Source organism: Bacillus sp. ms-22 (genome assembly GCF_009759805.1).
GTDB lineage: Bacteria > Bacillota > Bacilli > Bacillales > Bacillaceae > Bacillus > Bacillus xiamenensis.
The window spans coordinates 196,470-218,232 of the sequence record NZ_CP046653.1 but is presented as its reverse complement, the minus strand read 5'-3'; the positions used below and the strand labels follow the sequence as shown (position 1 = coordinate 218,232).

24 protein-coding genes are annotated in these 21,763 nt (G+C 39.9%); 8 read left to right on the top strand and 16 right to left on the bottom strand.

What is annotated here, in order from left to right:
* Positions 1-12 precede the first annotated feature (12 nt).
* From ssbA to GPA07_RS01205, 4 genes are all read right to left on the bottom strand, one after another.
* Complete coding sequence (gene ssbA / locus GPA07_RS01220; protein WP_157291889.1) at positions 13-555, bottom strand: single-stranded DNA-binding protein SsbA; 543 nt, start codon at positions 553-555, stop codon at positions 13-15.
* 36 nt (positions 556-591) lie between these two features.
* On the bottom strand, positions 592-879 hold the full coding sequence (rpsF, locus tag GPA07_RS01215) for a 30S ribosomal protein S6 (protein ID WP_008359103.1): 288 nt from the start codon (positions 877-879) through the stop codon (positions 592-594).
* A gap of 108 nt (positions 880-987) precedes the next feature.
* Positions 988-2,088, bottom strand: a complete 1,101-nt coding sequence (gene ychF / locus GPA07_RS01210; RefSeq protein WP_008359102.1) for a redox-regulated ATPase YchF — start codon at positions 2,086-2,088, stop codon at positions 988-990.
* Positions 2,089-2,304: 216 nt separating this feature from the next.
* Positions 2,305-2,511 (bottom strand): DUF951 domain-containing protein, encoded by a 207-nt coding sequence (locus GPA07_RS01205; RefSeq protein WP_008347561.1) that lies wholly within the window; start codon positions 2,509-2,511, stop codon positions 2,305-2,307.
* Between the two features lie 294 nt (positions 2,512-2,805).
* Here GPA07_RS01205 and GPA07_RS01200 point away from each other — a divergent pair, with 294 nt between their 5' ends.
* Both GPA07_RS01200 and GPA07_RS01195 read left to right on the top strand, forming a co-directional pair.
* On the top strand, positions 2,806-4,125 hold the full coding sequence (locus tag GPA07_RS01200) for a hydrolase (protein ID WP_157291888.1): 1,320 nt from the start codon (positions 2,806-2,808) through the stop codon (positions 4,123-4,125).
* A 15-nt stretch (positions 4,126-4,140) separates the two neighbouring features.
* Entirely contained in the window at positions 4,141-4,551 is a 411-nt protein-coding gene (locus tag GPA07_RS01195; protein WP_157291887.1) for a hypothetical protein, read from the top strand.
* A gap of 25 nt (positions 4,552-4,576) precedes the next feature.
* On the opposite strand, the gene GPA07_RS01190 is transcribed toward GPA07_RS01195, so the two are convergent.
* Positions 4,577-5,632 (bottom strand): YkvI family membrane protein, encoded by a 1,056-nt coding sequence (locus tag GPA07_RS01190; protein ID WP_082194749.1) that lies wholly within the window; start codon positions 5,630-5,632, stop codon positions 4,577-4,579.
* A gap of 72 nt (positions 5,633-5,704) precedes the next feature.
* Here GPA07_RS01190 and yyaC point away from each other — a divergent pair, with 72 nt between their 5' ends.
* A complete protein-coding gene (yyaC, locus tag GPA07_RS01185) occupies positions 5,705-6,331 on the top strand; it encodes a spore protease YyaC (protein WP_008359093.1) in 627 nt (208 codons plus the stop codon).
* Positions 6,332-6,356: 25 nt separating this feature from the next.
* Here yyaC and GPA07_RS01180 read toward each other — a convergent pair whose 3' ends face one another.
* The 11 genes from GPA07_RS01180 to rpmH all read right to left on the bottom strand — a co-directional run bounded on the left by GPA07_RS01180 (position 6,357) and on the right by rpmH (position 16,702).
* A complete protein-coding gene (locus GPA07_RS01180; RefSeq protein WP_008360886.1) occupies positions 6,357-7,211 on the bottom strand; it encodes a ParB/RepB/Spo0J family partition protein in 855 nt (284 codons plus the stop codon).
* Complete coding sequence (gene soj, locus GPA07_RS01175; RefSeq protein WP_008360890.1) at positions 7,204-7,965, bottom strand: sporulation initiation inhibitor protein Soj; 762 nt, start codon at positions 7,963-7,965, stop codon at positions 7,204-7,206. Before soj ends, GPA07_RS01180 begins: the two co-directional genes overlap by 8 nt.
* 240 nt (positions 7,966-8,205) lie before the next feature.
* Positions 8,206-9,039: a C40 family peptidase gene (locus tag GPA07_RS01170; RefSeq protein ID WP_157291886.1), complete on the bottom strand. Its 834-nt coding sequence runs from the start codon at positions 9,037-9,039 to the stop codon at positions 8,206-8,208.
* Positions 9,040-9,168: 129 nt separating this feature from the next.
* Positions 9,169-10,044: a nucleoid occlusion protein gene (gene noc / locus GPA07_RS01165; RefSeq protein ID WP_008360893.1), complete on the bottom strand. Its 876-nt coding sequence runs from the start codon at positions 10,042-10,044 to the stop codon at positions 9,169-9,171.
* A gap of 105 nt (positions 10,045-10,149) precedes the next feature.
* Positions 10,150-10,869, bottom strand: a complete 720-nt coding sequence (rsmG, locus tag GPA07_RS01160; protein ID WP_157291885.1) for a 16S rRNA (guanine(527)-N(7))-methyltransferase RsmG — start codon at positions 10,867-10,869, stop codon at positions 10,150-10,152.
* 13 nt (positions 10,870-10,882) lie between these two features.
* Positions 10,883-12,769 carry a tRNA uridine-5-carboxymethylaminomethyl(34) synthesis enzyme MnmG gene (mnmG, locus tag GPA07_RS01155; RefSeq protein ID WP_008360898.1) on the bottom strand — a complete coding sequence of 629 codons (1,887 nt, stop codon included), beginning with the start codon at positions 12,767-12,769 and terminating at the stop codon, positions 10,883-10,885.
* A 17-nt stretch (positions 12,770-12,786) separates the two neighbouring features.
* Complete coding sequence (mnmE, locus tag GPA07_RS01150) at positions 12,787-14,166, bottom strand: tRNA uridine-5-carboxymethylaminomethyl(34) synthesis GTPase MnmE (RefSeq protein ID WP_157291884.1); 1,380 nt, start codon at positions 14,164-14,166, stop codon at positions 12,787-12,789.
* Positions 14,167-14,568: 402 nt separating this feature from the next.
* Positions 14,569-15,192, bottom strand: coding sequence for an RNA-binding cell elongation regulator Jag/EloR (jag, locus tag GPA07_RS01145; RefSeq protein ID WP_008360902.1), 624 nt, complete (start codon positions 15,190-15,192; stop codon positions 14,569-14,571).
* Positions 15,189-15,971: a YidC family membrane integrase SpoIIIJ gene (spoIIIJ, locus tag GPA07_RS01140; RefSeq protein ID WP_145939430.1), complete on the bottom strand. Its 783-nt coding sequence runs from the start codon at positions 15,969-15,971 to the stop codon at positions 15,189-15,191. The genes jag and spoIIIJ overlap by 4 nt, the downstream gene beginning before the upstream one ends.
* A gap of 158 nt (positions 15,972-16,129) precedes the next feature.
* Positions 16,130-16,489, bottom strand: a complete 360-nt coding sequence (rnpA, locus tag GPA07_RS01135) for a ribonuclease P protein component (RefSeq protein ID WP_008360906.1) — start codon at positions 16,487-16,489, stop codon at positions 16,130-16,132.
* Between the two features lie 78 nt (positions 16,490-16,567).
* Positions 16,568-16,702, bottom strand: coding sequence for a 50S ribosomal protein L34 (gene rpmH, locus GPA07_RS01130; protein WP_008360908.1), 135 nt, complete (start codon positions 16,700-16,702; stop codon positions 16,568-16,570).
* Between the two features lie 620 nt (positions 16,703-17,322).
* On the opposite strand from rpmH, the gene dnaA reads away from it, so the two are divergent.
* The 5 genes from dnaA to remB all read left to right on the top strand — a co-directional run bounded on the left by dnaA (position 17,323) and on the right by remB (position 21,754).
* The gene (gene dnaA, locus GPA07_RS01125) at positions 17,323-18,663 is read left to right on the top strand and encodes a chromosomal replication initiator protein DnaA (protein WP_008360911.1); all 1,341 of its coding nucleotides are present in this window, start codon (positions 17,323-17,325) and stop codon (positions 18,661-18,663) included.
* A 196-nt stretch (positions 18,664-18,859) separates the two neighbouring features.
* Complete coding sequence (dnaN, locus tag GPA07_RS01120; protein WP_008360914.1) at positions 18,860-19,996, top strand: DNA polymerase III subunit beta; 1,137 nt, start codon at positions 18,860-18,862, stop codon at positions 19,994-19,996.
* A gap of 150 nt (positions 19,997-20,146) precedes the next feature.
* Positions 20,147-20,362, top strand: a complete 216-nt coding sequence (gene yaaA / locus GPA07_RS01115; RefSeq protein WP_008360916.1) for a S4 domain-containing protein YaaA — start codon at positions 20,147-20,149, stop codon at positions 20,360-20,362.
* Between the two features lie 16 nt (positions 20,363-20,378).
* On the top strand, positions 20,379-21,491 hold the full coding sequence (gene recF, locus GPA07_RS01110; protein ID WP_157291883.1) for a DNA replication/repair protein RecF: 1,113 nt from the start codon (positions 20,379-20,381) through the stop codon (positions 21,489-21,491).
* A 17-nt stretch (positions 21,492-21,508) separates the two neighbouring features.
* Positions 21,509-21,754, top strand: a complete 246-nt coding sequence (remB, locus tag GPA07_RS01105) for an extracellular matrix regulator RemB (RefSeq protein ID WP_008360920.1) — start codon at positions 21,509-21,511, stop codon at positions 21,752-21,754.
* The last annotated feature ends 9 nt before the right edge of the window (positions 21,755-21,763 follow it).

The following is a 21,763-nucleotide window of genomic DNA, read 5'->3' as shown; positions in this document are numbered from 1 at the left end:
TTTTCAGTTCAATTAGAATGGCAAATCATCATCGGAGATGTCAATCGGTTTACCGTCATTCGCAAATGGGTCATCATTGAAGCTATTCCCCTGATTACGATTTTGGTTGTTTTGATTGCCATATTGACTTTGATTTGGTTCATTTCCAAATGGATTCTGATCGTTTTGGCTGCCGCCATAATACTGGCCTCCGCTATTGCCACCGCCGCTGTATCCACCTGAACCAGCACCGCCACTTTTCGGCTCAAGAAATTGAACACTTTCAGCTTGAACTTCTGTCACGAAGACACGCTGTCCTTGCTGATTTTCATAGTTTCTTGTCTGCAAGCGACCGTCTACACCGGCAAGACTTCCTTTTTTCAAGAAGTTAGCCACATTCTCGGCTTGTCTTCTCCAAGTAACACAGTTAATGAAATCGGCTTCACGCTCTCCAGATTGATTCGTAAACGTACGATTCACCGCTAGAGTAAACGTGGCTACAGCCGCACCATTAGGCGTGTAGCGAAGCTCAGGGTCTTTTGTTAGTCTTCCGACCAATACAACACGGTTTAGCATATTGAAAGACCACCTTTAGATATATATTTCAATGATTTATTCTTCTTCTTTCACAACAATGTGGCGAATGATATCGTCACTGATCTTAGCTAAGCGGTCAAATTCTTGAACTGCTGCAGCGTCAGATTGAACGTTTACGATTTGGTAGAAACCGTCACGGAAATCGTTGATTTCGTATGCAAGACGACGTTTACCCCAATCCTTTGTTCCAGTGATCTCCGCACCGTTAGAAGTTAACACGTTATTGAAACGCTCGATAACTGCTTTTTTAGCCTCATCGTCAACTGTTGGGCGGATGATGTACATAACTTCGTACTTTCTCATCTGATTGCACCTCCTTTTGGTCTAAGCGGCCCTAAACGGGCAAGGAGCAATAAATTATATTACTCACAATTGTATATTATAACAAATCACTTGGTCTATGACAAGAACCTATACGTTAAAACGGAAATGAATGACGTCTCCATCTTTCACTTCGTATTCTTTACCTTCTAAACGAACTTTCCCTGCCTCTTTCGCAGCAGACATGCTTCCGCCAGCTAGTAAATCCTCATAAGCAACCGTTTCAGCACGAATAAATCCACGCTCAAAGTCCGTGTGAATAATTCCAGCACATTCTGGTGCCTTCATTCCTTTTTTAAATGTCCAGGCACGTACTTCCTGCTCACCTGCTGTGAAATACGTAGCTAAGCCTAGAAGTGAATAAGACGCTTTAATCAGCTGATCTAGTCCTGATTCTTTGATGCCGAGTTCTTCAAGGAACATCTGCTTCTCTTCTCCTTCAAGCTCTGCAATTTCAGACTCGATCTTAGCACAAACAACGATCACTTCAGCATTTTCGCCAGAGGCAAACTCACGAATTTGCTGCACATATTCATTACCGTCCTGATCCGCAACTTCATCCTCGCTCACATTTGCTACATAAAGAATGGGTTTAGACGTTAGTAAATGAAGCTGTTTCACAAGCTTTTGCTGCTCATCTGTAAATTCTACAGATCTTGCAGATTTCCCAGCTTCAAACGCGTCCTTTAGCTTCGTCAAAATCTCAAATTCAGCTACAGCTTCCTTGTCCTTTTGTTTCGCAAGCTTACTCACACGAGTTAATCGCTTTTCAACCGTTTCTAGATCAGCCAAAATCAATTCTAAATTAATCGTTTCAATATCTGATACTGGATCAACCTTACCTGATACGTGTGTAATGTTATCATCGGCAAAAGCTCTTACCACATGACAGATCGCATCTACTTGGCGAATATGAGAAAGGAATTTATTTCCTAACCCTTCACCTTTAGAGGCACCTTTGACAATACCAGCAATATCAGTGAATTCAAAAGCAGTCGGAACTGTCTTTTTCGGCCGCACCAATTCTGTCAGCTTTTGTAAACGTTCGTCTGGAACTTCTACAATTCCGACGTTTGGATCAATGGTACAGAACGGATAGTTAGCAGACTCCGCTCCAGCCTGTGTAATTGCATTAAATAGCGTTGACTTCCCGACGTTAGGTAAGCCAACAATACCAGCTGTTAAAGCCATTCTTTCATCTCCTCTATATGAAACGTGCTCGTTATACTGCGTAATATGAACCTAGAGCAATTATAAGTAGGTTTACATGAAAAGACAAGCTAACCATTATGTATTTTCAATAGTAGAAACATCACCAAAAAGACTAAATCAGAACTTTAAAACGGAATATTGCATCTGTTTCTCTATACAAAAGACAAATTTAATTAAAAAAAGCATGAGGCCTACTTAAGCAGTCGGCTCTTCATGCTTGACGAGAATTTTCTTCATTTTTCGTTCAAAATCTCTTCTTGGGATCATCACGCTGTGCCCGCACCCTTCGCATTTAATGCGAATATCCATGCCCAAACGAATGACTTTCCACCGATTGGCACCACATGGATGGGGTTTTTTCATTTCAACGACGTCATGTAACCCAAACGCTTTGTCTGCCATCAGCCTTCACCTCTCTTGCTCACTTCATTGAATCTATTGTACAAAAAAACGGTGACGGAGAGCAATGAACAAAATAAAGAGATACTTTCTTGCGTCAGTCCCGTTCTTTTTTTATAAAAAAATACTCCTTTTAGATCATTTTATTTGTGACCGATAGTTACTTAAACTCCGCTTTTTTTCAATATTGTCACAAACACTGTAGGCCAAAAGGTTTTTATTGGTAGAACGCTGTGGTTTTTCCATATTTTTTGATTTATGATATCTGCATAAATGTTAAGTGAGGGAGCAGGTACGATGGTCAATCGAAAGGATAGATTAACCGATAAAGAATATAAAATCATATCCGATCATGCTGGAAACGCAGACAATTACCAGCAGCACCATACGATAGAAATAGGTCAGCAAACGCTCACTGTCCACGATTTTCTACAAATCGATCATCAATTATATGGTTTAACAATGCAGCATGAGCGTTCAGATGAATATATTGTCGCTTTTCACTGTCCGCTGCCAAAGCAAATGAAGGTCACATCCTCACAAGATGTTCACACGGCCGCCCTTTCATTGCTCAAAACGGATTATGTCTATCCCATTGAAAGGAAGTCCTTGGCTGGGAATCAAGATCATGTCTTTTTTAAAGGAAAAGAATACATTGAGCAAGTCTGTCAGAAGCACCCAAATGCAGCCATCTATCTCACTGGACAAGCTCTTGCCGGTGCTGTTTGTGCTTATATTGCGACAGAACAGCCAGCTGTCAAAAAAGCGATCACATTTGATAGCCCAAATATATGGAGCAGCCTGTCTCCAATGATTCAGCAACAGGCGCTGCAAGGAAAATATACTCATGTTCTCACGGAATATATTCAACCCAATCATTACGTAGGTTTACTTAATCGCCACGATCATGGGATTGGACAAGTGAAGTACACTGTACCGCCTCGGGACCAAGGCACAGTCCAAGACTCCAATCAATATAACAAAAGAGAAATGGACACCTTTTTAAAATCAGCTTTTGCGTCTATGAATATAGAATGGAACCCATCATTTGATACAAATGCATTTTTAGCTCTCGTATCAGGAGATTTCAAGGTAAATGGGTATTCATTCCATTCGAATGGAGCTGCTCGTATTTTAGATGAACAGCTTGATCACAATACAAGCTTTACGACCATGCTTTTGCAAGAAATCAATTCAGGCCGTGCATATGCACAAAACGGGCTTGAAATTATCATAAAATCCCATTTACTAAAAAATTCATCGTATGACCTACAAAGCATTATTGATCATGAGGTGCAAACGATATTTGAAAAAATAGATGGGATCGATGAAAGTGTAAAAGACGCTGTCCATCATGTAAAACAAGAGCTCAAAGGCCTTGTTGGCTTTGGCCACTATGATCTATTAAGTCATAGCGATGTAGAATCACTGTTAGAAGAAGTCAGGATGGAGCAGCACCATTCATCCTTTTATTCACATGAAAAACAACTGAATGCCTTGTACACCCTGAGAGACTATGAACAAGAACTTTCTACCCTTTCAAGACATATGTACACAATGGGTGATGACTATGCCAAGGCAGATCGACGCCTTGCGATGCAAATGGGTATTCGGTAAGAAAGGAGTCAACGTATGATCAACCAAAATAAACCTCCTAGTGACGCCCAGCGTTTTCTGCAAAATGTGAGTGCCCACCGCTCGATGTCTGTATTCGAAAATCAGTCCGCACCTCAAGCACAATCGCAATCTCCTGAAGAAATTGCCGCCATCCAGGCTATGCGCAGAGAGGGACAGAGAAAGGATTTAAAGCGATTGCTGAAAATGCGGCTGCATGACGAATTGGCAAACACCCGCGTGCACTTGGAGTACCAATTGTCCAAAACAGAGGATATGATGAACCAGACAACCATTGTCAAACAACATCTATCCCAGCATTTAAAGGGACAAGCCATCTCAGAATTAGAGGAACGTCTTCAGCGTCTTCAGCACATGCCCGTATATGACGATATCAAAGAAGCCATCGATTCCATTCGGATCAAATAAGCACTACTCTTGGTAAGAGAGGTGCTTATTTTATTTTATCAATATAATTTTTAGACCGAGAGAATATCTTTTTACTTAAAATCGGATACAGCATTAAACAAACGAGCAAATAAAGGTTTAACAAGCTATAAATCGGATACAAAAAAGCAATCAAATCAGCAAATCCTAGCGAGGTTAAAGGCGCCATCAAAAGAAGCATAACGAATACAATAAACCATCGAGGCATTCGTACAAAAGAGAGCATCCGGCTGGATAACCCAAATAAACCCGCAGCTGTTGTTGTATAAATGGCTAAACAAAGGACAATGGTCATAAACACAAACAATGACGTTGGCGCCCCCTCTAATACTGTAAACAAAGGAATTCCCTCTGCTGAAAGACTGCCAGAAATATCGACCAGTATTTCATTATATACATAAGAGATGACGCCAAAAATCAAACCGCTTAGTATACTCGCAACCTTGGCTTCTCCAAGCCCCTTCATTTCTTTTCCAACCGAAGACAGCACCGCCACAACAGATAATATATTCAAAGAGGCAAAGACAATACTGGCAGGCCAATTGTACTGCTGACCGAAATCAATTCTCCACATATGATCATGATTCATATAATAAAAAACAAACGCATAGATGAGCCCCACAACCAAAATTGGTATAATGAAAGCATTCACAGATAAGAGCCCTTTCACGTCCCAGAAAAAAATCATAAATGAAAAGAAACAAAACGCTCCGATTCCAATCCAAAATGGCACATGATACATCTCAAGTGTGACCCCGCCGCCAGCAATCATGACCGTTGTGGTCGTGAATAAATAAAGGACAATTAAAATGTCATACACCTTAGCCAGCCATGGACCTACAAGCCGCTCTAGCACTGGCACAAAGTGATCGGCACGCACCTCATAGCTAATTTTTAACACCACATAGGTAGACAGCATAAACATCAGCGTAAACAGTAGAATGGCTAGTCCACTATCAAGGCCAAAAAACTGCCAAATTTCTTGACCGGAAGCATATCCCGCTCCTATTAAGCTTCCTAATATTAAAAGTGTCCACCTTGAACCAGCCTTCCACACAATCATCACCTCATAGGTATAGAATTAAGCTTGTTTCCGTATACTGTTACTAACTACTATGACAAGGAAGTGAGACCTATGAATAGCAAGAACGGTCTTTTTTTTAGAAATAGGGTGAAAGAATACGTGTCCCATACGGATACAAATGCCATTCAGCAGCTTAAAAGTATTTTATTCTCGCATCTTCAGAAAGCAGGGAAAAGACCCGTTGCCATCGTCTGCATTGGAACAGACCGCTCAACTGGCGACTCTCTAGGTCCACTTGTTGGAACAAAGCTTTCAGGTCTCGATTTGAAAAAGCTTCATGTATACGGAACCCTCTCTGACCCAGTACACGCTGTCAATTTAAAGGAAAAGCTCGCCGAAATTGAACAAGCTCATAAACATCCATTTATCGTAGCGGTTGATGCCTGCTTAGGAAGAGTGAAAAGTGTAGGTTCGTTCCAAATTGGAGAAGGACCGTTAAAGCCTGGGGCAGGTGTGCAAAAGGAGCTCCCGGAGGTAGGAGATATTCATATCAATGGGATTGTCAACGTGAGTGGGTTTATGGAATACTTCGTTCTCCAAAATACACGTCTTCATCTTGTCATGTCTATGGCCAATACACTTTCTGAAAGTCTATCTCACATTGATCAAATGGATTGGACAAGAGAAAAAAGCCGTTCTCTCTTCAGTCCTATTCAAAATATCACTGGGAGAATATAAAAAAGACCATCTCATATCAAGATGGTCACTCGGATGATTCTCTCGCAGACAGTAATTCAAGAATTCTTTCTAAATCTTCATTTGAGAGAAATTCAATCTCTATTTTCCCTTTTTTCTTCTGTTTTTTGATCGTCACTGAAGTACCAAAATAATTTTGTAAGAAGGACTCTCTTTCTTTCAACACTCGATCCTTTGGTGCTTCTTTTTTCTTTGTTTCACGTGGAACATTTTCATTTAATTGCTGAACAAGCTTCTCAACCTGACGTACATTTAACCCCTCGTCCACGATTTTCTTTACCAAAGGCGCAATCTTTTTCTTATTTTTCAAGCTAAGCAATGTGCGTCCATGTCCCATGGATAACGTTCCATCCGCAATTCGTTTTTGCACTTCTTCTGGTAATGTCAATAGACGAAGATGGTTCGCTATATGCGGTCTGCTCTTCCCTAGCCGCTTCGCTAATTCCTCCTGAGTCACACTTAAATGTTCCAGCAAGGAGGCATAGGCTTCCGCTTCCTCTAAAGGAGATAAATCCTCGCGCTGTAAGTTTTCCAAAAGCGCAATCTCTCTCATCAGCGTTTCTGAAAATTCTCTGACAATCGCAGGAATCGTTGTCAGGCCAGCTTGTTGTGCTGCTCTGAAACGTCGCTCTCCTGCTACAATGTCATATCCTTTAATCGACTTTCGAACAATAATTGGCTGTAAAACACCGTGCTGCTGAATTGATTCTTTGAGATCAGACAATGCATCATCGTCGAATGTTTTCCTCGGCTGATACGGATTCGGACGTAAATCCTTTAATTTGATTTCTTCGACAGTTTCTTCATTTGAGTCTACGTTTGTAAATAGTGCATTAATACCCTTTCCAAGACCTTTAGCCATTCGCATCCACTTCCTTTGCTAAGTCTAAATAGACATCTGCACCTCTTGAACGTGGATCATACAAGATAATAGGCTTCCCGTGACTAGGCGCTTCACTCAGTCTCACATTTCTCGGAATGACGGTCTGATAGACTTTGTCTCTAAAGTATTTCTTCACTTCTTCAATAACCTGAATCCCAAGATTTGTTCTTGCATCAAGCATTGTCAGCAAGACACCTTCAATGGCAAGATCGGTATTTAGATGTTTCTGCACAAGACGAACTGTGTTTAACAGCTGACTCAATCCTTCAAGCGCATAATATTCACACTGAACCGGTATTAAAACGGAATCGGATGCAGTTAACGCATTAATCGTCAGTAATCCAAGTGATGGAGGACAGTCAATAATCATATAATCATAATTTTGCTTAACAGATTCAAGTGCTCTCTTCAGCCTCACTTCACGTGAGATCGTAGGCACAAGCTCAATTTCAGCCCCTGCAAGCTGTATTGTCGCAGGAATGACATCAAGATTTTCGACCTCTGTCGTCTTAATCACATCAAGTACATCTGCATCATCAACTAAAATATCGTACACACATTTCTCTACGTCGGCCTTCTCAATCCCAATACCACTCGTGGCATTGCCCTGCGGATCAATATCAACTAACAACACTCGTTTTCCTATGTATGCTAAACACGCACCCAAATTAACAGAAGTCGTCGTCTTCCCAACGCCGCCCTTCTGGTTGGTAATCGCTATGATTTTCCCCACGATGTCACCCACTTTCAACTTAACAAGTTTCTCATTCATTCATACTTTCTATTCTATCAAAAAAAGTATGAAACGTTTGCTTTTTTTGTTTCTCCATTATAAATTCGTCGGTGAATATCTATTTTCGTACATGGACGGATGAATGAAAATACACACAAAAGGTATATTAATATATTTTTTAAGAGGAATGAATATATATAAAAAACCCCTCACTTTCATTAAAAGTGAGGGAGATCCATATCAAAAATGTAACCCGCCAATTTTACGTCCTTCGCTCACAATGACTTTAGGGGTCACTGTTTTATAGTTTTTCTTTTTCAAAAATCCATAGGGCGCCTTAATGGTAAATGTCGCATGACCAACAGCATCACCTGTTTTGGCGTAGGCCTGCCAGACAATCTTTGAACAATACGTCGGGTCCAACGATTGAATAGACATTGTGATCGAATATCGAGCCTTCGGATGGTCTTTCACATAATCGTGCGCCCAATCCCCTGCTAGACTCGCCTTTTCCTGATGATTGACCCGTATCACCTTTGTATTGGCACTATAACGAAACCAGCTATGGATGGAATCAATATTTGGATGCTGTCTAAACCCAGGAATAGATGCATAGTTTTTCTCGTTAATGACGATACCTGCATGACCAATTAGACCATTCAAAGCACCAGTGCTTGTCACCAATATATCCCCTTTTTGAGGCATAATATCGGTACCAGGATACGGCTTACCTAAAAGATGGCGAACAGTATGCGGCTTTTCATCAGATACCACCTCATCCTGTTTGTTTTGCCGTAAGCCATAGTTTTTCAAAGCATCATCAGCCGTGATCACATCGATCGCATCACCCTGAGACCCCTGATCCAGATTTAATTGTTGAACCGTCACATCTTTAGAAACCACGCCTTTTTTCTTCAGAACGTTCAGTTCTTCCTTCGTGATCGTTTCACCATCTGAATGAGCATCCTGTCTCGCTGACGTACTCACAGCAAATACGGTCGTTTCATTTGAATAAAGAGAAAAAGAGAATAGTAAATAACAGATAATAGAAAAAATAGTCTTTTTCAACTTCATCAGTTAAATGTCACCTCCTTTCTACTATGAAAATCATATTTTACCAATTAATGAATAATAAGTAAATATGATGCATTTAGAAGAAAGGCATACAAAAAAAGCTGACGAGTGGATCTCATCAGCTGCTTTCTATTTAGGAATTCGAATGGTTAATTGGATATATTCCTCAAATTCTTCTTCCTCGGTATTTATTTTAAGTCCGCTGTCTTCTACCATGTGGAGAGACTGCCGAATGGTATTCATCGCAATTCGTGTGTCACGGCTAAATGCCTTGCGTTTTGGCTTCGGTTTGCGATCTGTTTTTTGTTCAAGCATTTTCACTACACGCTCTTCAGTCTGTTTCACATTCAGCTGCTTTTCGATGATTTCCTGCAATAGCGTGATTTGTAATTCTGGCAGCTTTAGGGGTACAAGTGAACGTGCATGTCTCTCAGAGATTTTCTTCTCCAAAATAGCCTGTTGTACCTCTTCAGGTAACTTTAAAAGTCTTAATTTGTTTGCAACTGTCGATTGTCCCTTACCTAAACGCTGAGCAAGCGCCTCTTGCGTTAAATCATGAAGCTCTAAAAGACGTGCATAAGCATGAGCCTCTTCAATTGCAGATAGCTCTTCCCTTTGCAAATTTTCAATCAATGCCACAGATGCCGTTTCCGTATCAGTAAAATCTTTTATAATAGCGGGGATCTTCTCCCATTGAAGAGTTTGTACCGCCCTCCAACGTCTTTCGCCGGCGATCAGTTCATATTTTCCTTCTTCTTCTGTTGGTCTAACAACAATCGGTTGAATAATGCCATGGGTATGAATCGTCGTGGCCAGCTCTTGTATTTTTTCTTGTGAAAAAATGGTGCGTGGCTGAAAACGGTTTGGCATAATTGTGTCGACCGGGAGCTCCTGTATCTCTTCCTTTAATGTATCATGCTCAGCAATCTCTGCCTCTAATTCGGTTTCATGCTCAGGATGTTCTTTGTCACCAAGCCCGAAGAAGCGTGAGAGTGAATGCTTCATGAACCTACACCACCTTTAAAAACTACCTTTTTATAATTCTATTTTCTCATGTTTTTTCCTTCTGTAAAATCTTAAATATTGAAGAAAAACCGACCTTTTACATGATCAACCTTCTATTGGTGATTTATTAGGTGTTCCTGGTTTTCTAGGATATTTTTTTGGTGTTTGCTTTTTCTTTTCAATGACAATGATGTTCCGTTCGCTTTCTTCTAAAGGAAGAACAAAGGAATGCTTTTCAACAACCTCTCCTCCAAGGACAGTGACGGCTTTTTTTCCTGCTTGCATTTCTTCATCAGCTGCAGATGCTTTTAATGCCACAAACAATCCGTCCTTCTTCACAAGGGGCAGGCAGAGTTCGCTCAAGACAGATAAACGCGCAACCGCTCTAGCAGTGACAAGGTCGTAGCTTTCACGCTGGTCCTTACGTTGGCCAAAGGTTTCCGCACGATCATGATAAAAAGTAGTATCTTGTAAGTTTAACCCTTTTGCTAACTCATTGAGAAACGTAATGCGTTTCTGAAGAGAATCAACAATGGTCACATGTAGATGAGGGAAACAAATTTTAAGAGGAATGCTTGGAAAACCAGCACCAGCTCCAATATCACAAATCGTTGTCACATTGTGAAAATCAATAAAAAATGCTGCTGATATCGAATCATAAAAATGCTTTAAATACACTTCTTCCTTTTCTGTAATGGACGTTAAATTCATCTTCCCGTTCCATTCTACAAGCATGCGGAAGTATGTTTCAAATTGTTCAAGCTGCACTGGAGAAAGAGTGATCCCTTTCTCCTCTAGTGCTGCTGTAAATTGATCAATGTTCATGCCGACATCCTTTCTACTCTGCTATCTTCGCAATACGTCCCTGCTCCAAATACACTAAAAGGATAGAAATATCAGCAGGGTTAACGCCTGAAATACGAGAAGCCTGTGCAACAGAAAGCGGTCGGACTTCTTTCAGCTTTTGTTTCGCTTCAGTTGCAATCCCTTTGATGGCATCATAATCGATTCGATCCGGAATCTTTTTGTTCTCCATCTTTTTCAGCTTTTCAACTTGTTGGAGCGACTTTTCGATATAACCTTCGTATTTCATTTGAATCTCTACCTGCTCACACACGTCAGCAGGAAGCGGTGTTTCAGCAGGCGCTAGTTTCACAACAGATTCATAGTTCATCTCTGGACGTTTCATCAAATCACTTGCACGAATCCCGTCCTTCAATTCACTTCCGCCAAGTGAACGAATATATTCTTGTGTTTCTGCTGTCGGTTTAATGATGACAGAATATAAACGTTTTTTCTCTGCTTCAATAGCTTCTTTTTTCTGCATGAATGCTTGATATCTTTCTTCAGAAATTAAACCAATGTTATATCCAAGTTCAGTTAATCTTAAATCAGCATTGTCATGACGTAGAAGTAAACGATACTCTGCGCGAGAGGTTAACAGGCGGTAAGGTTCATTGGTCCCCTTCGTGACAAGGTCATCAATGAGAACACCGATATATGCATCAGATCGGCTTAAAATGACTTCTTCTTTACCCAATGCTTTTCTTCCTGCATTAATCCCTGCCATAATTCCTTGACCTGCTGCTTCCTCATAACCAGACGTACCATTAATTTGGCCGGCCGTATATAAACCGGAAATTTTCTTCGTCTCAAGTGTCGGCCAAAGTTGTGTAGGCACAATCGCATCATACTCGATCGCATAACCCGCCCGCATCATTTGTACATTTTCAAGTCCTGGGATGGTTGAAAGCATACGCTGCTGTACATCCTCTGGAAGACTTGTAGATAAGCCTTGAACATACACCTCTTGCGTATTACGGCCCTCTGGCTCTAAGAAAATTTGATGTCTCGGTTTATCATTAAAACGAACCACCTTATCTTCAATGGAAGGGCAATATCTCGGACCAGTTCCTTTAATCATACCTGAATACATTGGAGAACGGTGAAGATTCTCATCAATAATTTGATGTGTCTCTAAACTCGTGTATGTTAACCAGCATGGCAATTGGTCTGTAATATATTCAACAGTTTCATAGGAAAACGCACGTGGTACCTCGTCACCTGGTTGAATTTCTGTCTTACTATAATCAATCGAGTGGCTGTTCACTCGAGGCGGTGTTCCTGTTTTAAAACGAACCAAATCGAATCCTAATTCTGCTAGATGATCCGATAATTTAATGGAAGGCTGCTGGTTATTAGGACCGCTTGAATAAGAAAGGTCCCCTAAAATAATGCGGCCTTTTAAGAAAGTTCCTGTCGTTAGGACAACCGCTTTCGCACGATAATTCGCGCCTGTTTGAGTCACGACACCTTTACATTGATCATCTTCTACAATTAAATGATCTACCATACCTTGCAACATTGTCAGGTTTGGTTCATTTTCCATTGTTTTTTTCATTTCGTGCTGATATTGGAACTTATCTGCTTGCGCTCTTAACGCACGGACAGCAGGTCCTTTCCCGGTATTCAGCATGCGCATTTGAATATGCGTCTTATCTATATTTCGTGCCATTTCTCCGCCCAGCGCATCAATTTCTCTGACGACAATCCCTTTTGCGGGACCACCTACGGACGGATTACATGGCATAAAAGCAACCATATCGAGATTAATGGTCAATACAAGTGTTTTGGCGCCCTGTCTTGCAGAAGCAAGAGCAGCCTCAACACCAGCATGACCGGCACCGACGACGATTACATCATATTGGCCAGCTTCATAACCCATTTCTTATGTTCCTCCCTTTACTTTCCTAAACAGAATTGAGAGAATAACTGATCAATTAAGCTTTCATGAACAGCATCCCCAATAATTTCACCTAGCTGCTCCCAGCAGCGCGTTAAATCTATTTGAACAATGTCGATCGGTACGTCCATTTCAATTCCTTCAAGAGCGTCCTCAATGGATTGTTTTGCTGCCTGAAGGAGCGCAATATGCCTCGTATTGCTCACATACGTTAAATCTCCACTTTCAATTGAACCTGTGAAGAATAATGATTGAATCGCCATTTCGAGCTCATCAATCCCTTTTTCTTGTAATAATGCTGTCGTCACGACTGGACGATCCTTTGCTAACTGCTTGACCTTTTCTACATCGAGTTTAGGCTCAAGATCTGTCTTATTTATAATCACAATGACATCCATACCTGAGACAGCCTCAAAAAGCTTAATATCTTCTTCAGATAATTCCTCACTATAATTGAGCACAAGTAAAATCAGGTCAGCTTCTTTTAAGACCTGTCTTGATCGTTCAACTCCTATACGCTCAACTATGTCCTCAGTCTCACGTATACCCGCAGTATCTACTAGACGGAGAGGTACACCTCTTACATTCACATATTCCTCGATGACATCTCTCGTTGTTCCAGGAATATCCGTCACAATCGCCTTTGTTTCCTGTACAAGACTATTCAACAAGGATGACTTCCCAACATTCGGCCTTCCGATAATAACAGTGGATAAGCCCTCACGTAGAATTTTCCCTTGCTGCGAAGTCATTAGCAGCGATTCAATTTCCTTTTTCACAGATGTCGCCTTTTCAACTAAGACTCGATGTGTCATTTCTTCGACGTCGTCATACTCTGGATAGTCAATATTCACTTCAACATGGGCAAGTGTCTCCAATATCTCACCACGGAGTCGTTTAATCAAACCGGAGAGACGTCCCTCCATTTGAGTAATCGCTACATTCATCGCACGGTCTGTCTTTGCACGAATCAAGTCCATTACTGCCTCTGCTTGTGAAAGGTCGATCCTCCCATTTAAGAAAGCACGTTTTGTAAACTCACCTGGCTCCGCTAACCTTGCTCCTTCTCTTAAAGCAAGCTGCAATACTTTATTGACCGTCACAATTCCGCCATGGCAGTTAATCTCAATAACGTCTTCTCTCGTAAATGTTTTTGGCGCTCTTAAAACAGACACCATGACCTCTTCTATCACTTGCTCAGTACTCGAATCCACAATATGACCATAATGAATGGTATGAGAATCCACCGATACAAGTTTTTTCTCCTTAGGCCCCTTATACATACGATCAGCAATCTGTACCGCATCAGGCCCACTTAAACGAATAATTGCAATTGCCCCTTCACCCATTGGCGTAGAAATTGCTGCAATTGTATCCACCGAACGTTCACCTCTTTCTCTGCTTAATAGACAGTCTTTTATCTATTAAATGGACGTTGTCCATCTCTATATCAAAAACGCTTAATCCAAAATTTAAAGATACCACAAATGAATGCGAAGCGAAAGTGCCCCACATCTAATTATCCACAGCTTTGCACCCTGTCTATTTTAACACTTAACTTATCCACATGTGAATAACGACGTTCTAAACTTGTCTTCACATCTTACACCTAAATCCAATAAATTAAAACGTCTTGATCCCGTTACTAGCTGCGGAAAATAACATTTTCCACGCAATTCATACACTAATTTTTTAGAAATTGAGGATGAATCTTCTATAGAAAGAGTATTTTTCAATAAAAAAAGACTAAAATCCAGCTTTGCTGAATCTTAGCCTTTCTGCTATTTTTTATACATCACAACAACATGACGTTTGCTGCCTGTATCTTCAGATGCCGTAGCGAGTTCTTTAGAAAATGCGGCAATCGTATCATGAACGACTTTTCGTTCATTTGAAGGCATAGGCTCTAAATGAACCTTTCTCTTCGTTTTCAAAACACGGTTTGCCGTCTTGATGGCATATTGTTCGAGTGCTTCTTGACGTTTCTTCCGATAATCTCCAATATCAATCGTAATATGATGATACTGATCGGAATAACGATTAAACACTAACTGTACCAATGTTTCTAAAGAGTACAACGTTTGTCCTCTTTTCCCAATCATTAATGACGTTTTGTCTCCATCAATGTGGAAAGAAATCTTTTTCGATTCTTTTTTCGACACAATTTTTGCTTTAGGATCAATTGATTTAACAATTCTATCCAAATACTGTGTGGCTAATTTTAGAGCATCTTTCTTTTCTACCAATTTGACAACAGCTTGTCTTTTACCGAATAATCCTAAAAAGCCTTTGTTACCTTCATCTACTATTGTGATATCTACTTCTTCTTGTAGTAGCTGAATTTGTTTAAGTCCGGAATCTACTGCTTCTTCGATTGTGCGACCGACAGCAGTTATTTCCTTCATTTTTTATTCCCGCCGGCTTTTTCTTTTGTATCAACTTGTACTTGAGGTGTTCGAATGACCAATGTTTGAATGATCATGAAAATGTTACCTACAACCCAGTACAGTGAAAGTGCAGCCGGGAAACTGATGGCAAATACAACGATCATGATCGGCATAACCCAAAGCATAATCGCCATTTGAGGGTTGTCCGAAGGGTTTCCAGCCATCATCAGCTTCTGCTGAACAAAAGTAGCTACACCCGCAATAATCGGTAATAGGAATAATGGATCTGGACTACCTAAGTCAAACCATAAGAAAGTATGTTTTTTGATTTCAGCTGTTCTCATGATCGCATGATAAAAACCAATGAGGATTGGCATTTGAATCAAAATTGGGAAACACCCTGCTAATGGGTTTACACCATTCTTTTGGAAAAGAGCCATTGTTTCCTGTTGGAGCTGCTGCTGCGTTTTTTGATCTTTTGAGCTATATTTTTCACGAAGCTTCTTCAATTCTGGCTGCAGTGCTTGCATTGCTTTTGTACTTCTTAACTGTTTAATCATTAATGGTAAAATGAGCAAACGGATCAAAATGGTCACGATAATAATCGCTACACCATAGTTTTCACCAGTCAAGTTTGCCATGTACGTAATTAATTGAGATAGCGGGTAAACAATATAAGAATTCCAGAATCCCTTACTATCTGATGTAATTGGTTCATTGATTTGTGTACATCCTGCCAATAGAACCAACACACCAATCAAGCTAAATATTAGTAATAATCGCCTTTTCAACAAGATTCCTCCCATTACTTCAAACTTTATTTAAGTTGGAATTGATTACGAAAGTGACTCACCTAATCAGTATGGTAACATTTTTTCATTACAAAGTGGTGGTTTCATTTTAATTCACTAGATGAAGGAAGCGCTTTTAAAAATTGATTCAACGAAAGTTTCTATTACGAAGACTTTTTCGGTTGTTGTTGATAAACAGCGGATTTTCTAAATAAATGCTGGAGAGACTTCTTAGTTTCCTCAAAGGTCAATTCGCTTGCTGGTTTTCGTGCAATGACTATGTAGTCTTTTTCTTGCTTTAACTTATGACCTTCCTCTAAAAACACTTGGCGGATCAGTCGTTTAATTCGATTTCGTATCACTGCATTACCTATCTTCTTACTGACAGACAATCCTAAACGCAGCTCATCTTGATTTGGTTGATCCAGCTGATAAATAACGAATTGGCGGTTCGCCATTGATTGACCTTTTTTGAACACTTTTTGAAACTCTTCATTTTTTTTTAGCCTGTTTCGCTTCTTCATGTTTTCTTCCACTCCGATAAAAACTGACAGTTCATTTACGATTTTATGTAAAAAAGACCACTGACATTATTCAGTGGCCTAAGCTGATAATTTTTTTCTACCTTTGCTGCGGCGTCGCTTTAAAACTAGACGTCCGTTTTTAGAACTCATACGGCTGCGGAAGCCATGAACTTTACTACGCTTACGGTTATTTGGTTGAAACGTTCTTTTCATTTATGACACCTCCCTGAGGAATAGCTGTTTAAGACAGTCTAACTCATTATATTTGTGTAACCCATCGATTGTCAATATCAATGATAAAACTCTTATTATCAACCTTATTAGCATAACACAAGTTATCAAGCGAAGAAACCTTCTTTTTCAGTTTCCAGCATTTTATTCTTTTTTTCTTCCTAAAAGACCTTCTCAACAAGGGTGTGGATATTTTTCTAGCATATTTAGACTATCCACACTCATTATCGACATTTTTTTCACACAAATCACCTATGTGGATAATTATTTTTCAACAGGATGTAAAGTATGTGGATAAGTTTGCAACACCCATTGCACCATCTTGTTTATTTTGATATTATATTTGTGTTTTAACTCTTAATTACTTATCTGACCTATTTATATTATCCACAATTTGTGGATAACCTGTGGAAAGTTATTACACAGCTTGTTGAATTGTTTATCCACAACTTGTGTAATTTGTCGAAAAGACGTTTTTCTACTATATTAATTGTTTTCAACAAAATATGTGCACGAATGGTCTTGACCATTTTCTCTTTTTCGTGTTCTATAACAGTTTGATACTGGTCATTTTAAAAAGAAAAGGAGGGGGGAGAAGCCTTATGGAAAATATTTTGGATCTGTGGAATAAAGCACTTCAAAAAATTGAGACAAAATTGAGCAAACCTAGTTTTGAAACATGGATGAAGTCGACAAAAGCACATTCTCTTCAAGGAGATACGCTGACTATCACTGCACCTAATGAATTTGCTAGAGACTGGCTGGAGTCAAGATATCTTCACTTAATTGCAGATACCATCTATGAACTGACAGGCGAAGAGCTCAGCATCAAATTCATTATTCCTCAAAATCAGGACGAAGAGGAAGCAATGCCAAAGTCTCCAATCAAAAAAATGTCGAAAGAAGAACCTGTTGAAATTCCACAAAATATGCTGAATCCAAAATATACATTTGACACTTTTGTTATTGGTTCAGGTAACCGTTTTGCTCATGCCGCTTCACTTGCAGTCGCAGAAGCACCAGCAAAAGCATATAATCCGCTCTTTATTTATGGGGGCGTTGGTTTAGGAAAGACTCACTTGATGCATGCAATTGGTCATTACGTCATAGACCATAATCCATCAGCAAAAGTGGTCTATCTATCATCTGAAAAATTTACAAATGAATTTATCAACTCAATCCGAGACAACAAAGCAGTCGACTTTCGTAATCGCTATCGGAATGTAGATGTGCTTTTGATAGATGATATTCAATTTTTAGCAGGAAAAGAACAAACACAAGAAGAGTTTTTCCATACATTCAACACACTTCACGAAGAAAGTAAGCAAATCGTCATTTCTAGTGACCGGCCGCCAAAAGAAATTCCGACACTTGAAGACAGATTACGCTCTCGATTCGAATGGGGCTTAATTACAGACATTACCCCGCCAGATTTAGAAACACGTATCGCGATCTTACGAAAAAAGGCAAAGGCAGAAGGTTTAGACATTCCGAATGAAGTCATGCTTTATATTGCCAATCAAATCGACAGCAATATCCGTGAGCTGGAGGGTGCTTTGATTCGTGTCGTTGCTTACTCTTCTTTAATTAATAAAGACATTAATGCTGATCTAGCAGCTGAAGCTCTAAAAGATATCATTCCTTCATCGAAACCAAGGGTTATTACGATTAAAGATATTCAAAGAATTGTAGGACAGCAATTTAATATTAGATTAGAGGATTTCAAAGCGAAGAAACGTACGAAATCAGTTGCTTATCCAAGACAAATTGCCATGTACCTCTCTAGAGAAATGACCGATTCCTCTCTACCTAAAATTGGAGAAGAATTTGGCGGACGAGATCATACGACTGTCATTCATGCTCACGAGAAAATTTCGAAATTAATCGTTGAAGATGAACAACTTCAGCAGCATGTGAAAGAGATCAAAGAACAATTAAAATAAATACGCTGATATTGTTAGTACGGGAAAATGTGAATAACTTCAGCATAGTCATACACAGTCTGTCCACATGTGGATAGGCTGTCTTTCCTTTCTTTTTACCGACTTATCCACATATTCACAAGCCCTACTATTACTTCTACTATTTTTATTAAATAAATATATATACATGTCACTAAGAAAAATTAGGAGGACCACTATGAAATTCACGATTCAAAAAGATCGTCTTGTTGAAAGTGTCCAAGATGTATTAAAGGCCGTATCCTCTAGAACGACGATTCCTATTTTGACGGGAATTAAAATTGTTGCATCTGATGAAGGGGTATCTTTAACAGGGAGCGACTCTGATATCTCAATTGAATCTTTTATTCCTCAAAGAGATGGAGATTTAGAAGTCATTACAATTGATCGACCAGGAAGTATTGTGCTGCAGGCCCGCTTCTTTAGCGAAATCGTTAAGAAGCTGCCAATGTCTACTGTCGAAATTGAGGTAGAACAAAATCATCTAACAATCATCCGCTCTGGTTCGGCAGAATTTAATTTAAATGGCTTAGATGCTGAAGAATATCCGCATCTGCCACAAATTGAAGAGCATCATGCATTTCAGATTCCAACAGATTTGCTTAAAAACCTCATTCGCCAAACCGTTTTCGCAGTGTCCACCTCAGAAACACGACCTATCTTGACAGGTGTAAACTGGAAGGTCGAAAAGGGTGAATTAATATGCACTGCAACGGATAGCCATCGTCTCGCTTTAAGAAAAGCGAAATTAGATATTAACGAGGATAGCTCGTATAATGTGGTCATTCCAGGGAAAAGTTTAACAGAACTCAGTAAAATTCTTGATGATGTACAAGACCTTGTGAGCATCGTCATTACAGAGACACAAGTTCTCTTTAAAGCACAGAACGTACTGTTCTTCTCAAGGTTGCTGGATGGGAACTATCCAGATACAGCTCGCCTGATCCCGCAAGAAAGTAAAACGGATGTAGTCGTGAATACGAAAGAGTTTCTTCAAGCCATTGATCGCGCCTCGCTTTTAGCAAGAGAGGGACGTAATAACGTCGTGAAGCTGTCTGCTGATCCTGCGCAAAGTCTTGAAATTTCTTCTAATTCGCCGGAAATCGGTAAAGTGGTTGAAACTGTTGAAGCCGATGAAATTAAGGGGGAAGACCTAAAAATTTCCTTCAGTCCGAAATATATGCTTGATGCTTTAAAAGTATTAGAGGGAACAGATATTCATGTAAGCTTCACTGGCGCAATGAGACCATTTCTTTTGCGCACACCGAATGATGATTCTATCTTGCAATTAATTCTTCCGGTGAGAACATATTAAATCAATCTAAAATGGCTGCTGTGTGAGTGCACAGCAGCTTTTCTTCTCGTTTCCCATGCTTTCTTTCATCACAGTTCGCTTTCCCCCTTTCCTTCTTGTCTTGTTTTTTAGTACAATTAGATATTAGTGATATTGAAAGAGGTCGATACAATGCCTAATCTTATAACCATTGAAACAGAAATGATTACATTAGGGCAGTTTTTGAAATTAGCTGAAGTCATTCAATCTGGCGGGATGGCGAAGTGGTTTTTGAGTGAACATGAGGTGTTCATTAATCAAGAGCCAGATAATAGACGGGGGCGCAAATTATACCCAGGAGATGTTGTCGAGATAGAAGGTTATGGCACATTTCAAGTTGTGAATTAGAAACGGGTGACAATACATGTACATTCAAAGTCTGGCGTTAACTTCATACCGAAACTATGAACACACCGAGCTTCAATTCGACAATAAGGTGAATGTCATGATCGGTGAGAACGCCCAAGGTAAAACGAACCTGATGGAAGCAATCTATGTATTGTCGATGGCAAAGTCTCATCGTACGTCAAATGATAAAGAACTTATCCGATGGGACGAAGACTATGCTAAAATAGAAGGTAGAGTCATCAAAAAAAACGGTCCACTCCCCATGCAGCTTGTGATCTCAAAAAAAGGAAAAAAGGGAAAAGTCAATCATATTGAACAACAGAAACTCAGTCATTATGTTGGTGCTTTAAACACCATCATGTTTGCACCAGAGGATCTCAGTCTTGTGAAAGGCAGCCCGCAAATCCGCAGAAGGTTCCTCGACATGGAGATTGGACAAGTTTCTGCTGTCTACTTACATGATTTATCGCTCTATCAAAAAATCCTCTCTCAGCGAAATCATTACTTGAAACAATTGCAAACAAGAAAGCAAACAGATCAAGCGATGCTGGAGGTTTTAACAGAGCAATTGATTGATGCGGCAGCGAAGGTTGTCAAAAGACGACTTACTTTTACGAAACAACTTGAAAAATGGGCGCAGCCGTTGCATTTTGGGATTTCTAGAGAACTAGAAACACTCACGCTCCAATACCAGACGGCGATAGAGGTATCAGAAGCGTCAGACTTGTCGAAAATAAAGAATAGCTATGAAGAATCGTTTCGAAAATTAAGAGACAGAGAAATAGACCGAGGGGTGACGCTGTGGGGACCTCACAGAGATGACCTTCTTTTCTTTGTGAATGGTCGTGATGTTCAGACATATGGCTCTCAAGGGCAGCAAAGAACAACAGCTCTTTCACTAAAGCTGGCAGAAATTGATCTGATCCATGAAGAAATCGGTGAATACCCAATTCTTCTACTCGATGATGTGTTATCTGAACTTGATGATTACAGACAGTCTCATTTGCTCCATACCATTCAGGGACGTGTACAGACCTTCGTCACCACAACAAGTGTTGAAGGCATTGATCACGCCACCCTGAAAGAAGCGGAAATTTTCAGAGTAGCCAGTGGAAAAGTAATTGACTGATAAATGAGGTGTGAGTCTTGTATATTCATTTAGGTGATGATTGTGTTGTTTCTACACGAGAGATTGTCGCAATTGTTGATTACAAAATGAGGTCATCTTCTGTCGTAGAGGAATTTCTTCAAAAACAAGAGGAGCAAATCATTTCGTTATCACAAGGAACACCCAAATCCATCGTCGTCACAACTGAATCCGTGTATTACTCTCCTCTTTCCTCAAGCACGCTCAAAAAACGTGCTTCATTTGTGATTGAAATTGAAGTCTAAAAGCTCAAT

Excerpts from the sequence above, each read along its gene's own strand:
- noc (WP_008360893.1), bottom strand. The coding sequence starts at position 10,044 with ATGAAGCATTCACTCTCACGCTTCTTCGGGCTTGGTGACAAAGAACAT.
- yaaA (WP_008360916.1), top strand. The coding sequence starts at position 20,147 with ATGCCTAATCTTATAACCATTGAAACAGAAATGATTACATTAGGGCAG.
- dnaN (WP_008360914.1), top strand. The coding sequence starts at position 18,860 with ATGAAATTCACGATTCAAAAAGATCGTCTTGTTGAAAGTGTCCAAGAT.
- GPA07_RS01190 (WP_082194749.1), bottom strand. The coding sequence starts at position 5,632 with ATGATTGTGTGGAAGGCTGGTTCAAGGTGGACACTTTTAATATTAGGA.
- recF (WP_157291883.1), top strand. The coding sequence starts at position 20,379 with ATGTACATTCAAAGTCTGGCGTTAACTTCATACCGAAACTATGAACAC.
- GPA07_RS01180 (WP_008360886.1), bottom strand. The coding sequence starts at position 7,211 with ATGGCTAAAGGTCTTGGAAAGGGTATTAATGCACTATTTACAAACGTA.
- mnmG (WP_008360898.1), bottom strand. The coding sequence starts at position 12,769 with ATGGGTTATGAAGCTGGCCAATATGATGTAATCGTCGTCGGTGCCGGT.
- dnaA (WP_008360911.1), top strand. The coding sequence starts at position 17,323 with ATGGAAAATATTTTGGATCTGTGGAATAAAGCACTTCAAAAAATTGAG.
- rpmH (WP_008360908.1), bottom strand. The coding sequence starts at position 16,702 with ATGAAAAGAACGTTTCAACCAAATAACCGTAAGCGTAGTAAAGTTCAT.
- rnpA (WP_008360906.1), bottom strand. The coding sequence starts at position 16,489 with ATGAAGAAGCGAAACAGGCTAAAAAAAAATGAAGAGTTTCAAAAAGTG.
- ychF (WP_008359102.1), bottom strand. The coding sequence starts at position 2,088 with ATGGCTTTAACAGCTGGTATTGTTGGCTTACCTAACGTCGGGAAGTCA.
- ssbA (WP_157291889.1), bottom strand. The coding sequence starts at position 555 with ATGCTAAACCGTGTTGTATTGGTCGGAAGACTAACAAAAGACCCTGAG.
- GPA07_RS01170 (WP_157291886.1), bottom strand. The coding sequence starts at position 9,039 with ATGAAGTTGAAAAAGACTATTTTTTCTATTATCTGTTATTTACTATTC.
- GPA07_RS01200 (WP_157291888.1), top strand. The coding sequence starts at position 2,806 with ATGGTCAATCGAAAGGATAGATTAACCGATAAAGAATATAAAATCATA.
- jag (WP_008360902.1), bottom strand. The coding sequence starts at position 15,192 with ATGAAGGAAATAACTGCTGTCGGTCGCACAATCGAAGAAGCAGTAGAT.
- GPA07_RS01195 (WP_157291887.1), top strand. The coding sequence starts at position 4,141 with ATGATCAACCAAAATAAACCTCCTAGTGACGCCCAGCGTTTTCTGCAA.
- yyaC (WP_008359093.1), top strand. The coding sequence starts at position 5,705 with ATGAATAGCAAGAACGGTCTTTTTTTTAGAAATAGGGTGAAAGAATAC.
- GPA07_RS01205 (WP_008347561.1), bottom strand. The coding sequence starts at position 2,511 with ATGGCAGACAAAGCGTTTGGGTTACATGACGTCGTTGAAATGAAAAAA.
- rsmG (WP_157291885.1), bottom strand. The coding sequence starts at position 10,869 with ATGAACATTGATCAATTTACAGCAGCACTAGAGGAGAAAGGGATCACT.
- rpsF (WP_008359103.1), bottom strand. The coding sequence starts at position 879 with ATGAGAAAGTACGAAGTTATGTACATCATCCGCCCAACAGTTGACGAT.